The organism is Paenibacillus sp. GCM10028914 (assembly GCF_042666275.1).
In the GTDB taxonomy this organism is placed as follows: Bacteria; Bacillota; Bacilli; order Paenibacillales; family Paenibacillaceae; genus Paenibacillus_AQ.
On record NZ_JBHTFO010000014.1, the window covers coordinates 118454 to 131684 of the forward strand.

Consider the following 13231-nt stretch of genomic DNA (forward strand, 5'->3'; position numbering starts at 1 on the left):
TTTCAGGAGTGAAACCAAGAAGTAGGGACACTGCCCCGTTTGTGTTATATAGTCTTCTATTTTACTAAATAATCGTGATGTTCATAATGAATATAGCAAGATAGAAGGTTGTAAGCGATTTCGGATGGTCTTACAATGTTAACAATTAATCACGAAAGAAGGTTGGTGCTGTATGGCTATCCCCGTACCTTTACCTAGAGTCGTAAAATTTGAGAATGATGCTTACGGCATGTTTATTCATTGGGGAATTTATTCCCAGTTGGGTCAAGGCGAATGGATTCAACATCTGAAAGGCATTCCAATGGACGAATATGTTAAATTGAAAGATTCTTTTACGGCAGATCAATTTGACGCATACAAAATTGCAATGACTGCTAAGAATGCAGGGATGAAGTATATTGTACTTACAACTCGGCATCATGATGGATTCTCGCTTTATGATACGCGGGGACTCTCAGATTTCGACGCAATACATAGCCCGGCGGGACGAGATTTGATCGCAGAGTTCGTTGATGGCTGCAGAAAAGCAGGAATCACGCCATTCTTTTACCATACAACTCTCGACTGGTATCAACCGAGTTTTAACGAAGATTTTGACGCGTATCTTGAATATTTGCGTGCATCTATAGAAGTATTGTGTACACATTATGGACCTGTCGGTGGGTTTTGGTTCGACGGGAATTGGAGCAAACCTGATGCTGATTGGAAGCTTGATGAGTTGTACGGAACCATCCGCCGATTACAGCCTGAAGCCATGATCATCAACAACACCGGGTTAAGTCATCTGGGCGAACTGGGTCATCCCGAGCTTGATAGTGTCACCTTTGAACAAGGGCGTCCAACACCACTAAACCGAGAAGGCATGAGTAAATATGTCGCAGCTGAGATGTGTCAGACGATCAATGGACATTGGGGTATTGGTAATCATGATTTTTCTAATAAGTCGACAGGAGAATTAATTGAAAATCTTTGTGCTTGCCGTAAGGTAGGCGCTAACTACCTGCTGAATGTCGGGCCGACTGCAGGAGGACAAATCCCGAAACTTCAGGAAGCAACACTTGAAGTGGTCGGGGATTGGATTCGCTTGCATAATAAACCGATTTATGAAGGGAAACCAAGTCTGATTAAAGGGCAAGGAGATAATTTTGCGCTGGAAACGGAAGATGGAAGAACTTATCTGTTCATTCATCGTCTATCAATTGACGGCCATGCCAACGTGACAACGGGTGATGGAGGTACGGGCCCTAAAGCGTTTACTGGTGTGCACCAAGAGATTTCGAGTGTACGTTGGTTGGATAACAACGAAGAGTTATCGTTTACTCATGATCCACAGTCCGGGCTACTGTGCTTCCAAGCGACCGGGTATCCTTACGGTGATAATCTAGTTGTACGGATTGCCGTCATATCCTAATATATTTAACACCCCAAACGGCTTATAGCTGTTGTGGGGTGTTTTCCATTTTAATGTACAATCCCTATCATTGTGATGAATGTTTTCTGTATTGCATGGGTGTACATCCACGATGTCGCTTGAACAGCTCATCCAAGTAATGAATGGAGCCAAATCCAGCAATTTCAGCGATTCGAGTGATCGGCAAATCTGTCTCTTTTAATAACTCTTCTGCTTTACTCACGCGGTATAACTGTACATATTCATTAAATGTTCGACCAACGGCGTCTTTGAATACCCTGCAGAAATGGTATGGGCTGATTTTAGCGATATCGGCTGCTTGCTTTACCGTTATTTTATCTTGATAGTTTTCATTAACAAATGAGATAACGTCCTTCAATCGCTCCACCTTTCGGCGGTTAGCTTCCTGCTTGTGCACGCTGTCTTCGGAAGAGGAACTATATAACCTAGCGAGTTGTATCAACAGAATATGTAAATAAGATTTTACAGCAGGCTCAAAACCCTGATCGCGATGTAAAAATTCATCCACTACAGATTTCACGATCTTTGCTAATATATCATAATGAGCATAGTCAGGCTGAAGAAGGATCGGTAAATTAAGCTTCCCTGTAAGAAGAGCTGCATAACCAACACTACTTAAATCGGATCCGACCATTCGGTATCTATCAAGCAAGATCGTATAATAACGGGGTGTTTCAAGGGTGGCAAAGCCACTATGTATCATACCTTCGCTAATGAAGAAAAGGTCTCCGGGTTCAGCGGTATAAGATAATCCTCCGATATGGAGCTCAGCGGTTCCCTGGGTAAAAAATATGATCTCCAAACACTCATCATGCCAGTGAGAAGGAAAAAGCGTCTTACTGGAACTGTCCGGAACAAACATATTAAACGGGTATATATCGTTTAGTGTCAACATGTATTGATTAGATATCTCCATTTAATAAATCTTCCTCCAAACCGCAATATTGTTTAATAATATCGCAAGAACAGTGATATATTGTAACCCGATTCTATACTATCATAGTCATGATAAGAAGGGTTTATTTGACTATTAAATAGAAGTTAGAAAGGAATAGAGATCCTTATGACACAAAATCGACTTGAGATTGAAATCCTACAAGATGAGTTTTGGTGGGGAGGAGATATCGATGATGGTGTGAAAATGCCTTTCGGTATGACAGCGCATACAAGGGATTTGATCAATGAAGGAAGAGGAAATCAAGCTGTTCCGCTGCTTATATCAAATAAAGGACGCTATATTTGGTCCGACAAGTCTATTCGTTTCCACTTTTCTGGTGAGTTGCTTAAGGTAGAAAGTGAGAATGGAGACATTGTATTAAGCGAAAATAACGGGAACCTGCGGGAGACGTTTCTAGCAGCGGCAAACTCCCACTTTCCAGCCTCTGGTTCTGTTCCAGATGAACTTTTTTTTACAATGCCTCAATATAATCTATGGATTGAGCTCCAATATGAACCAACCCAAGAGAAGACACTTGCCTATGCAAAAAACGTACTTGAACAGGGTATGCCGCCAGGCGTTATTATGATTGATGATAACTGGATGGAAGATTACGGTGTATGGAAGTTCCGCAAGGATCGTTTCCCAGATCCAAAAGGGATGACAGAGGAACTGCATGCGCTTGGATTCAAGGTGATGCTGTGGACTTGTCCTTTCATAAGCCCCGATAATGCAGCAAATTTCCGTTATTTGGAGCGAGAAGGATATTTGCTCAAGGACGAACATGGAGAAACAGCAATACGTCGGTGGTGGAATGGTTATAGTGCCGTACTCGATTGTACAAACCCATCGGCCGTTGAATGGTATGAAGGTGAACTGCATAAATTGATGGATGATTACGGTATTGATGGCTTTAAGTTCGATGCTGGGGATCCGCAATTTTATCGTAAGTCTGATCAAAGTGTCGTTCAGATGCATCCGAATGAACACTGCGAGGCATGGGCTAAAATTGGACTGAATTATTCACTGAATGAATATCGTTCATGCTGGAAAAGTGCAGGACTTCCGCTCGTTCAACGATTAGGCGACAAGAGTCATAGCTGGAAAGAAGATGGACTTGCATCATTAATACCAAATGGTTTGGCACAAGGGCTATTAGGCTACGCTTTTACTTGTCCAGATATGATCGGTGGCGGTCAAATCGCCGATATCGAGAATAATCCGAACTACAAACTCGATCAAGAGCTATTCGTTCGTTATGCTCAGTGCTCGGCTTTATTCCCGATGATGCAGTTTTCTACAGCACCTTGGCGTGTGCTTGATGAGGAGCATTTAGCATACTGCGTCAACGCAGCTAAGCTGCATGAGAATTTTGGACCGATGATTAAAGACCTTGCGCATGATGCTGCCCAAACAGGCGAGCCGATCATTCGGCATATGGCATATGTCTTCCCAGAAGGTGGGTATGAGCAGATTAAAGATCAATTTATGCTAGGTGATCAAATTCTCGTTGCTCCAGTTATAGTAAAAGGTGCGAGAAATCGAAGTATTGCGTTTCCGAAAGGGAGATGGCAGGGGGACGATGGAAGTATAGTTCAGGGCCCTTTTTCACAAACCATTGAAGCACCGCTCTCCCGGTTGCCATGGTATCGTATGATTTAGGTTTATAGACTTGTTAACTATGGAGATATTATGAAGTCTGTACGCGGGGATGATACAGTTTGCATCTCCGCGTTTTTTATATTGTTCATATACATTTTTAGTGTGTAATAGATATAGTAGCCTTATCATATTTTCTTGCTTGAGCATATGATGAGGCACAATTATCTTTTACGATTGGAATATGTTAAGATCATACAGATTTCGAGACTAGCAACATCAAAGTGAGGTGGCACATGAATAGCGACGATTGGAAGCAAGCAGAAACCGCATTATCTTATATAGAAGTTCGAAAGAATGATGGTAATGAACTGGTGACCATTGAAGGGGAATCGGATGATCTGGAGTGCATTGGTGTAGGTACTGATGCAGCTGTATTTGTCTATAAACCGATACCAGCTTATGCATATAAATTGTACGCGGTGGAGGCTCTTTCCAAGAAAGAAGCGGAGATGAAAGTATATCAAGCATTGGTGGGATGTCCTTATTTTCCAGTGTTTTATGGAGCTGGAGACCGATACATGGTGATTAGCAATGAAAAAGGAATAACGCTATATGATTGTTTGCTTCAGGGAGTTCAAGTTCCCAAGCAAGTTATCGATGATGTTGAAGCTGCTCGAACGTTTGTCCGTGAAAAAGGGCTAAATCCCCGCGATATTCATTTGAAAAATATATTATTACAGGATGGGCGAGGTAAAGTACTAGATGTGTCTGAATATGTTCAAAGTGGCAACGATCAACGATGGGAGCATCTCCGCTGGGCGTATGACAATTTCTACCCTTTATTTGAAGGGAAAAAGTTGCCGATTTCAATACTTGAAGCGGTGAAACAGAGGTACTATCGATTAGATCCAAGCAACGAAAATCTCATGAATTTTGCAGCTCATATTAAGAAATTGTTCTTCAGAAAGTAGAATAAATTGAATAACTACAAGTTGTAGACTTTAAGAAACTGCGTAAAATCGCGGTTTTTTTTGTTATCTAGAATTGACAAAACCGCAAGAATCCAATACATTAAAAAAGCTTATTAAAAGACTTTTAAAAAGTATTTTATTAATGAGGTGCTTACAGTGAAAAGCATTCGCGGCAATGCAATGATTATTAAAGAGGTGAATATCGGTCTCGTTCGTAAGGTATTAAAGGCAGAAGGAGAAGCCACTAAACAACAAATTGCGAAAGCGACCGGTCTTAGCGCCGTTACGGTAGGAACGATATTGCAGCAATTGCTACAAACATCAGAGGTTATGGAAGCCGATCTTAGTGCTTCTTCAGGTGGCAGACCTGCTCAGCGGTTTAAGTATAACGGAGACTACGCTTTCGCACTGATTCTTTTTCCGTACGAAACAGATGGACGTATAGTCGTTCGCAGTACTGTAGTTAATCTCCTGGGAAACGTGGTCTATGATCAAACGGAAGAAGTCGAGCAAGTGGATTTGGCTTGTTTCGAGCAAATCATTGATTCGTTGATGAGGTCATATTCTGCGATTCGAGCGATTGGATTTGGATTGCCCGGGGCTGAATGGGAAGGGAAAATATTTGTTTCGGATTACAAGTCACTAATAGGCGTTTCATTTGTGGAATATTTCAGGCAAAGATATGAAATACCAGTCATTATGGAAAATGACGTGAATTCAGCGGTGGTTGGTTATTGCGAGAGGTTTGAGGTACAAACAAGCGCAACGGTAGTTTATCTCTATTTTCCAGATCGATTTCCACCTGGAGCAGGGATCTTCATTAATGGAAGGTTGTTTAAAGGACGACGGAATTTTGCTGGAGAAGTTAGCAATATCCCTTTAGGCATTCCATGGGGGGAGGAAAGCTTGATAGCTTCTTCGGAAAAGATTGAGCAAGCCATCGTTCGATTGATCATTTCCATAAGTGCTGTTCTAAATCCAGACTATGTCGTTTTAAACGGCAGCTTTATTGAGAAGGCGACAGGAAAGAGAATGGCAGAATTGTGTAGTAAAGAACTGCCGGAAAGTGCGATACCTGAAATTATTGTATCAGAGGACTTTACAGCTGATTATTTACAAGGGATGGTCGTACAAACATTAGCTACATTAGAACCAAGTATCGTGTTATCTAGAAATGAATAAGTAAGGGGACTGCAGACAGTGGCAACATTATTCTTAATTATTATTTACTTATCGTTTATCAGCTTAGGATTGCCGGATACGTTACTTGGAGCCGCTTGGCCGGTTATGCAGGGAGATTTCGGAGCACCGTTCAGTGTTGCAGGTGTGATATCAATTATTATTGCAGTCGGAACGATTGTATCAAGCTTAGCAAGCGGCACATTATTAAAAAGACTTGGAACAGGGCAAATCACTTTGATTAGCTGTTTATTGACAGCTTTAGCTTTGGTTGGATTTTATTACGCACCATCGATTATATGGTTGATGGTTTTAGCATTTCCGCTTGGACTAGGAGCAGGTTCCGTCGATGCAGCATTGAATAACTATGTCGCAGTCCATTATAAAGCGCATCATATGAGTTGGTTACATTGCTTCTGGGGTGTCGGAGCAACACTTGGACCTATTATTATGGCTGGTTTTATTCGTGAAGATAATTTATGGAGGGACGGATATCTAACCATAGCTATTATTCAATTAGCATTAGTGATTCTGTTGTTTGTTACACTTCCGCTGTGGAAACGGATGGAGAAAGTTCGGACTCAAGGCATGGAAGTAGGGGGAGGTCATCAAGATACTCAGGATGATCCTGAACCTACGGTTCGACCTTTACGAATGAAGGGAGTTAAGCTCACTTTAATGACCTTCCTCTTTTATTCGGGTGCAGAAGCAACAGTTGGCTTATGGGGGAGCAGTTTTTTGGTAAACATTAAGGATTTACCAGCAGCTATGGCAGCGCAATGGATCTCCATGTATTACGGTGGTATAACGATAGGCCGGTTTATCACTGGATTTGTAACTTTAAGAGTGAGCAATCGTGTTCTGATTCGCAGCGGGCTACTTATTGCTCTTACGGGGGCATTACTACTTATTCTGCCGTTACCAACCTTTTTTTCACTCATTGGCTTTATGATGATCGGTCTAGGTTTTGCGCCTATATATCCATGTATGCTGCATGAAACTCCTGAACGATTCGGTAAGGCGCAAACGCAGCATTTAATGGGATTTCAGATGGCAGTAGCGTACACGGGAACAACACTGTTGCCTTCGATGCTTGGGTGGATAGCTGCACCAACAACGATAGCGATATTACCATTTTTTGTGACGATCTATATTCTGTTTATGTTGTTTGGATCTGAAGGTGTCAACCGGATCATGAAACGACGGAAACGAGGATCAGTGCCTACAATGACGCAAGAACTCACCCATAGCTAAATGACAGTTTAAGGGGAGAGTCTAGTGGAGAAAGTAAAAACAGCCGATCAACTGATCGGCTGTTTTTATATTCAGCTGAGTGAGGGTCAACGTGTTAGCTTGACAAATATTAAAAGCCGTTCACTATCAAGAGCAGGCTCAAAAATAAGACCAATACAATAGTTCCGACTGATGCGATAATGTTCAATATTTTGAAAGCTTTTAATTCTGTTCGAACCAACTTAAGTAGTAAATGATACAACCCAATGCCAACGATGCCACCTAATGTATTGTTTATAAGATCCGTTATATCACTGGCACCGATTGCGAATATAAATTGGAGCGATTCATACACTAGACTTACACTTGCAATGAAGGTTGTTCTTTTTAAAATGGACCATTTAGTCAGCATGCTTATATAAATTCCAAAAGGAATAAACGCAAGCATATTATATAGGAGCTCCTGAATGTCTATTTCATTGTTAACGATGACAGATTCACCAAAAGGTATGAGGTTAATGTTCCTTATTTCAGGTAAATCCTGAAAAGAATACGCAATTTTGAATACGATGATCCATGTTAGTAACAAAACATAGAAACCAAATAAAAAATAAGTGAGTTTAGATCTGTGCTCTGGCTGTGTGCGTTTCATTTCATTTTCCCTTTCTAGATTAAAAATATTTGAACCTCTCTTTAACGATTGTTGTAACATTTAAGTTTGAGTCAAAAGGTAGAAATAACTGCTAATGAATGACTTGCAACCTGTTGCTTATTGTTTTTACTCCGATGGAGAGTAGTTCTTCTTAAGAAAATCACTAATTATAGTTTGGAGCTGTTCATGTTTATCAAAATTGTTGAACATTCGAGAGGCTACCGTTTGAACACTCCCGAAGAAAAAACGTTCAAATTGGGTCTGCCGGCGTCCAAATGAACTTGCTCCAAGATCCCATGCTAGCCTGAATAGGGCGATTCTGTCTTTTGCCTCAGAGCATTCTCCCCTTAAATATTGATTTAGGTAGGGTGCTGAGTTTGAAGCGAAATCAAATTCGGATGGGATCATGATCAGTCCGCTTGAAGCAAGTATCGTAATCGTTTCTACCATCTCAGGATATAGTTGCGGGAATAGGATACTTGAAGCTAAGAGAGGGGAGGTGGCAGGAACGAGGAAACCGAATTCATCATGAAATGCATCTTTCTCAGAAGCAAGCCTTAACGCTTTAAAGGTCTCCAAATACGCAATCATCTTAGAGGTATTTATGACTACTTGTGAATTAAGTGCTACATTTTGCTCGATAGCTAGTGATTCTAGCAAACCGAGCAAAAACTCTGTTTTTGCAATATAACGTGTGTTTATTTGGTGGGCGATATGCGTATGAAAGTGACTCTCTACAAATAAACGAGTGCAATACTCCTCATCACCGTAATAAAAAATACGATTGTGAGGAACCATCACGCGATCAAAGATAACAAGTGTATCCATTTCCTCATATCTTGAACTCAAGGGGGAATCAAAGGTGGATGATTGAGCGAAGCTTTCTCGGCAAATAAATCTTATGCCTGGAAGATTATTGGGTACGGCAAAGGCAAAGGCAAATGGATTTACATCTTCAAAGATGGCTGGAGAGGGAGTAGGAAAGACTAACATTTCATCGCATGTAGCTCCCTGTGTAGCCATCATAAAAGCGCCGCATACAACCATACCTTCATCATTGATCTCTTCAACTTTAGCGGCGATCGAATCTTCCGTTGAATCCGTTAATCCTGATAATTTGCTTGCAAATGGCTGTATAAATGCATGGGATAATGTAATGTCATGATCCCGGCAATATTGGTAATAATTCTTGAGATTCTCAGCATATAACGGATTATGCTCTTCAAGAATATCTGCAGCAGTGAATAGTGACATGATAGCCGTATTCATATAATCGGGAGAACGCCCCAAAAATCCATGATGCTTGTTCGACCATAGTTCCATCATTATTCTACGTTTTTCTAAATCTTCACTTGTGCGGGGTGGAAGAAAAGATAAGCCAACGGGTTCTCCGGTATCTGGTGAAGGATAAGTCATCAGATCTATATAACGTTCATCACATTGCATGTCATAGAGTTCGGCTTGCGTTTGAATGAGACCTTGAAAAGCAGGATGCTTTGATAATGGACCAGTTATACGCTCCCCTTTGTACCATATATTGATATTTTGACTATCAATCCGTTCCGTATACTCTTTTCCTGTTTTTATTGGCACATCCTTCACCTCTTCACGGAATCTCAAGTCACTCACATTTTTGTCTTTTGTTGTCAATGTACGTGTGCATTAGATTTAAAGTACTTTGTCCTATATGTTCCATTAAAAATGTGCTTATACCTCATTGAAAGAAATGTATCCAAGAAACGAGAATCTTTCCATAACTTACTTGGTGTCGTAATCATCAAGTGACGCTATACTATATTCCTGAGGACAAGGTGCGAATTTATTCGTAGCCTTTTCTTCTTCTCCTTTTTGGTCAGAATCGTACGGGTAACGTTCTGACCACACAATGAATAAGGACCAGTAACGGTGCTCCTATCACCGCTGCTGGTCCTATTGTGTTACCAAAAAATAAATCTAACGATGTGCATGTTTCATTTCAATGCTAACTGGGTAATTGTTTACTACATATTATTACAGGTATACAGACCTGATCGATATAGGTTTGTTACTCGCTTATGCATTTTTCATTTATCCATTTGGGCTGAGAGAATCAGGGGCTGCTTATAGACTCAGAATGTTTTGAATGGATGTAACGAGGATTTGGCAAGCTACATAGCACATAATGATGAATTTTTGGTATGTAAGTCACCGTTGTAGCGAAGATTTTGGCTTGAATTTTTAGTTCCCCCATAATTCCCTCTATAATCTATTGCCATCGTGTAATAATCCTTTTCCATTTTTGTTAATGCTAACTTGCTTGGACTTGTCTTTATATTATAAAGCTGCGGCTTTCCCTCAACGTTGTAAGTACCTATTCTTTCAATTGTTTATGGTTCTCAAATGGATGATATGTCAAATGCTCCGATAATATGGATATTGCATACAAAGGGGCGATTGAATGATAGTGCTTGAGAATGTGAACAAGGTTTATGATAATGGCTTTCATGCGCTGAAAGACATTAATCTCGAATTCAAAAAAGGAGAAATTACTGTTCTGATCGGGCCGAGCGGATGTGGAAAATCGACGACGATGAAACTCATCAATGCTCTTAATACACCGTCTTCGGGTAAAGTATTGATTGACGGTAAGGATATCTCAAGATTGAATCCGGTAGAACTGCGGCGCAATATCGGTTACGTCATTCAAAGCGTTGGATTATTTCCGCATATGAATATCACCAAGAACGCAGGCGTGGTTCCACGCTTGAAGAAATGGGATAAGGATAAAACAGATTTAAAAGTGAATGAACTTCTCGACATGGTTGGACTGGATCACAGCATTTATGGAAGTCGCTATCCCTCAGAGCTTAGTGGAGGACAACAGCAGCGGGTAGGTGTTGTACGCGCGCTAGCGGCTGATCCAGACATCATTCTAATGGACGAGCCGTTCTCGGCACTAGATCCCATTAGCCGTGAACAACTTCAAGATGAGTTGATAAGGCTTCAACAAGACCTCCATAAAACGATTGTTTTTGTTACACACGATATGGATGAAGCGATTAAGATTGCAGACACCATCATTCTGATGAAGGATGGTGAAGTGATTCAAACGGGTAGACCAGACTCCATTTTACGGCATCCTGCAAATGATTTTGTACGTGACTTCATCGGTTCAAAACGACTGCAAAATGAAAGTGAAAATACCTATGAAATCCCGCTTGTAGATGAAGTGATGATAACGAATCCGGTTACTGCATTTCCGGGCAGGGGATTAGCTGAAGCCATCAAGATGATGGAAATGAAGCGTGTTGATTCACTTTTGATCGTGGATCGTAACCGTCAGCTTCAAGGTGCGGTGTCGATCTACCGTGTTCTTGACCAATACGGCGAGGAAGGTAAGACCGTGGCTGATGTTATGCATCCAGTCCGTTATTCTGTTTCTTCTGGAAGTACGCTTCCTCAGGCAATTGAAATCATGGACAGTCATCAGCTGAGTAATCTGCCTGTTATCGACGGCAATAATCGTTTCCTCGGATTAATTACAAGAGGCAGTGTGGTAAAACATTTGGCCGAAGTATATCCAACAATGGTCCCTCCTCTGCTGAATGGAGAGGATGAGTGATATGAGTGCATTCTGGAGTTTTATCACGGATCGCTATCCGGATATTCTAAAAGCATTACAGGAGCATTTAGTTCTATCGTTCACTGCTGTAATTCTAGGGGCGATAGTAGCAGTCCCGATTGGTATTTTGCTCGTTTACAACCGGGTAAGGTGGATAAATAGTATCGTATTTTTCGTTGCAAATCTGTTTCAAACAGTCCCAAGCCTTGCGCTTCTGGCTATCCTGATTCCGCTGCTTGGCATTGGTATGAAACCAGCCATATTGGCGCTATTTCTGTACTCCCTAATGCCGATCCTACGGAATACATATGATGGTTTTAAATCTGTGGATAAAGGCGTTCTCAATTCTGCGAGGGGAATGGGATATAATTCAGCCCAAACGATTATAAAAATTCAACTACCCTTATCGCTTCCTTATATCATGTCAGGGATCCGTATTACGACGGTGTACATCATAAGTTGGGCAACACTCGCATCCTTGATTGGTGCTGGGGGGCTTGGCCAACTCATTGTATCAGGACTTGGCGTAAACAAGCCCGAAATGATATTCATTGGCGGGATTGGTGCTATTCTGCTGGCTCTTGTAGCTGATGGATTGCTTGGCCTGATCGAGGGTTGGCTTAGCAAGCACTACCACCAGAATCAGACTAGGGACGCGGCTATATGATTAATGCCTACCAGATGCAGAGAATCAGATTGAATAAGGGACGTGATGAAACTGAATAAGCTTAAAGTTATAGCTGTATTGATCTGCACCATTGTGATTGCTTCTGTAACTTCCGCCTGTGGAATCCAAAGCGAAATCACGATAGGGACTCAAACCTATACGGAAACAAAGATTCTTGCTGAAATGTATAAAGCACTGATTGAAGAAAACACCGATCTAAATGTGGATATTATCCCGGATCTTGCATCGAGTTCACTAGTTATTAATGCAATGAAAAGAGACGATGTTCAGATGTCTACATTATATACGGGTGAAATTTTCAATAATCATTTTGCGATCAGTGGTACCAAGGACCGCCAAGAGGTTCTGCAGGAAGCCCAAGAAGGATTTCAGGAACACTTCGGTTTCACCTGGATGAATCCTCTTGGCTTCGAGAACACATACGCGTTTACGGTAAGAAAGGAACTCGCTGAAGCGAATGGGTATACTCAAATTTCCGATGTTAAAAAAGACATGGATAGTATGAAACTTGGGGTAGATACCACGTGGCTGGAGAGAAGCACGGATGGATATCCGGCATTCTCTAAAGCTTATGACATCAAATTTGGTCAAGTGTTCCCCATGGAAATCAGTTTGGTATACAGCGCGGTAGCCAATGAGCAGGTCGATATCGTTCTGGCGTATTCTACGGATTCGCGGCTTAAAGCATACAATTTGCAGACATTACAAGATGACGAGCAATTCTTCCCTCCATATGATGCGAGCCCAGTATTGCGTTCGGATCTTGTGAATAAATATCCTGAAATTCAAGATGCTATTGCGCCATTAATCGGTAACCTGGATGCAGATACGATGATATCTCTAAATTATCAAGTGGACATTGAGAAGAAGAGTGAGCGGGAAGTTGCAATCACGTATTTGAAAGAGCAAGGTCTCTTGAAAGGCTAAAGGAGGGTT

At 41.3% G+C, this 13231-nt stretch carries 11 protein-coding genes; 8 read left to right on the forward strand and 3 right to left on the reverse strand.

Annotated elements, in window-relative coordinates:
- The first annotated feature begins 172 nt into the window (after window positions 1-172).
- On the forward strand, window positions 173-1411 hold the full coding sequence (locus ACFQV5_RS13220; RefSeq protein ID WP_379247491.1) for an alpha-L-fucosidase: 1239 nt from the start codon (window positions 173-175) through the stop codon (window positions 1409-1411).
- Window positions 1412-1478: 67 nt separating this feature from the next.
- On the opposite strand, the gene ACFQV5_RS13225 is transcribed toward ACFQV5_RS13220, so the two are convergent.
- A complete protein-coding gene (locus ACFQV5_RS13225; RefSeq protein ID WP_379247493.1) occupies window positions 1479-2348 on the reverse strand; it encodes a helix-turn-helix domain-containing protein in 870 nt (289 codons plus the stop codon).
- A 147-nt stretch (window positions 2349-2495) separates the two neighbouring features.
- Here ACFQV5_RS13225 and ACFQV5_RS13230 point away from each other — a divergent pair, with 147 nt between their 5' ends.
- From ACFQV5_RS13230 to ACFQV5_RS13245, 4 genes are all read left to right on the forward strand, one after another.
- The gene (locus tag ACFQV5_RS13230) at window positions 2496-4031 is read left to right on the forward strand and encodes a glycoside hydrolase family 31 protein (RefSeq protein ID WP_379247495.1); all 1536 of its coding nucleotides are present in this window, start codon (window positions 2496-2498) and stop codon (window positions 4029-4031) included.
- A gap of 233 nt (window positions 4032-4264) precedes the next feature.
- Window positions 4265-4942: a protein kinase family protein gene (locus tag ACFQV5_RS13235; protein ID WP_379247497.1), complete on the forward strand. Its 678-nt coding sequence runs from the start codon at window positions 4265-4267 to the stop codon at window positions 4940-4942.
- A gap of 156 nt (window positions 4943-5098) precedes the next feature.
- The gene (locus ACFQV5_RS13240) at window positions 5099-6124 is read left to right on the forward strand and encodes an ROK family transcriptional regulator (RefSeq protein ID WP_379247499.1); all 1026 of its coding nucleotides are present in this window, start codon (window positions 5099-5101) and stop codon (window positions 6122-6124) included.
- Between the two features lie 18 nt (window positions 6125-6142).
- On the forward strand, window positions 6143-7375 hold the full coding sequence (locus tag ACFQV5_RS13245) for an MFS transporter (RefSeq protein WP_379247501.1): 1233 nt from the start codon (window positions 6143-6145) through the stop codon (window positions 7373-7375).
- Window positions 7376-7484: 109 nt separating this feature from the next.
- On the opposite strand, the gene ACFQV5_RS13250 is transcribed toward ACFQV5_RS13245, so the two are convergent.
- Together ACFQV5_RS13250 and ACFQV5_RS13255 are read right to left on the reverse strand one after the other, a co-directional pair.
- Complete coding sequence (locus ACFQV5_RS13250; protein ID WP_379247503.1) at window positions 7485-8006, reverse strand: VanZ family protein; 522 nt, start codon at window positions 8004-8006, stop codon at window positions 7485-7487.
- 126 nt (window positions 8007-8132) lie between these two features.
- Window positions 8133-9656: a 4-hydroxyphenylacetate 3-hydroxylase family protein gene (locus tag ACFQV5_RS13255; protein ID WP_379247505.1), complete on the reverse strand. Its 1524-nt coding sequence runs from the start codon at window positions 9654-9656 to the stop codon at window positions 8133-8135.
- Between the two features lie 787 nt (window positions 9657-10443).
- Between ACFQV5_RS13255 and ACFQV5_RS13260 the strand changes: the two genes are divergently transcribed.
- The 3 genes from ACFQV5_RS13260 to ACFQV5_RS13270 are packed head-to-tail and all read left to right on the forward strand — an operon-like array spanning window position 10444 to window position 13222.
- Complete coding sequence (locus ACFQV5_RS13260) at window positions 10444-11607, forward strand: ABC transporter ATP-binding protein (protein WP_379247507.1); 1164 nt, start codon at window positions 10444-10446, stop codon at window positions 11605-11607.
- 1 nt (window position 11608) lies between these two features.
- On the forward strand, window positions 11609-12274 hold the full coding sequence (locus tag ACFQV5_RS13265; RefSeq protein WP_379247509.1) for an ABC transporter permease: 666 nt from the start codon (window positions 11609-11611) through the stop codon (window positions 12272-12274).
- Window positions 12275-12319: 45 nt separating this feature from the next.
- Window positions 12320-13222, forward strand: coding sequence for an osmoprotectant ABC transporter substrate-binding protein (locus ACFQV5_RS13270; RefSeq protein WP_379247511.1), 903 nt, complete (start codon window positions 12320-12322; stop codon window positions 13220-13222).
- Window positions 13223-13231 lie beyond the last annotated feature (9 nt).

What these genes read in the sequence shown, in the direction of transcription:
- ACFQV5_RS13225 (WP_379247493.1), bottom strand. Translation starts at nt 2,348, where the DNA reads ATGGAGATATCTAATCAATACATGTTGACACTAAACGATATATACCCG.
- ACFQV5_RS13230 (WP_379247495.1), top strand. Translation starts at nt 2,496, where the DNA reads ATGACACAAAATCGACTTGAGATTGAAATCCTACAAGATGAGTTTTGG.
- ACFQV5_RS13220 (WP_379247491.1), top strand. Translation starts at nt 173, where the DNA reads ATGGCTATCCCCGTACCTTTACCTAGAGTCGTAAAATTTGAGAATGAT.
- ACFQV5_RS13270 (WP_379247511.1), top strand. Translation starts at nt 12,320, where the DNA reads ATGAAACTGAATAAGCTTAAAGTTATAGCTGTATTGATCTGCACCATT.
- ACFQV5_RS13265 (WP_379247509.1), top strand. Translation starts at nt 11,609, where the DNA reads ATGAGTGCATTCTGGAGTTTTATCACGGATCGCTATCCGGATATTCTA.
- ACFQV5_RS13260 (WP_379247507.1), top strand. Translation starts at nt 10,444, where the DNA reads ATGATAGTGCTTGAGAATGTGAACAAGGTTTATGATAATGGCTTTCAT.
- ACFQV5_RS13235 (WP_379247497.1), top strand. Translation starts at nt 4,265, where the DNA reads ATGAATAGCGACGATTGGAAGCAAGCAGAAACCGCATTATCTTATATA.
- ACFQV5_RS13250 (WP_379247503.1), bottom strand. Translation starts at nt 8,006, where the DNA reads ATGAAACGCACACAGCCAGAGCACAGATCTAAACTCACTTATTTTTTA.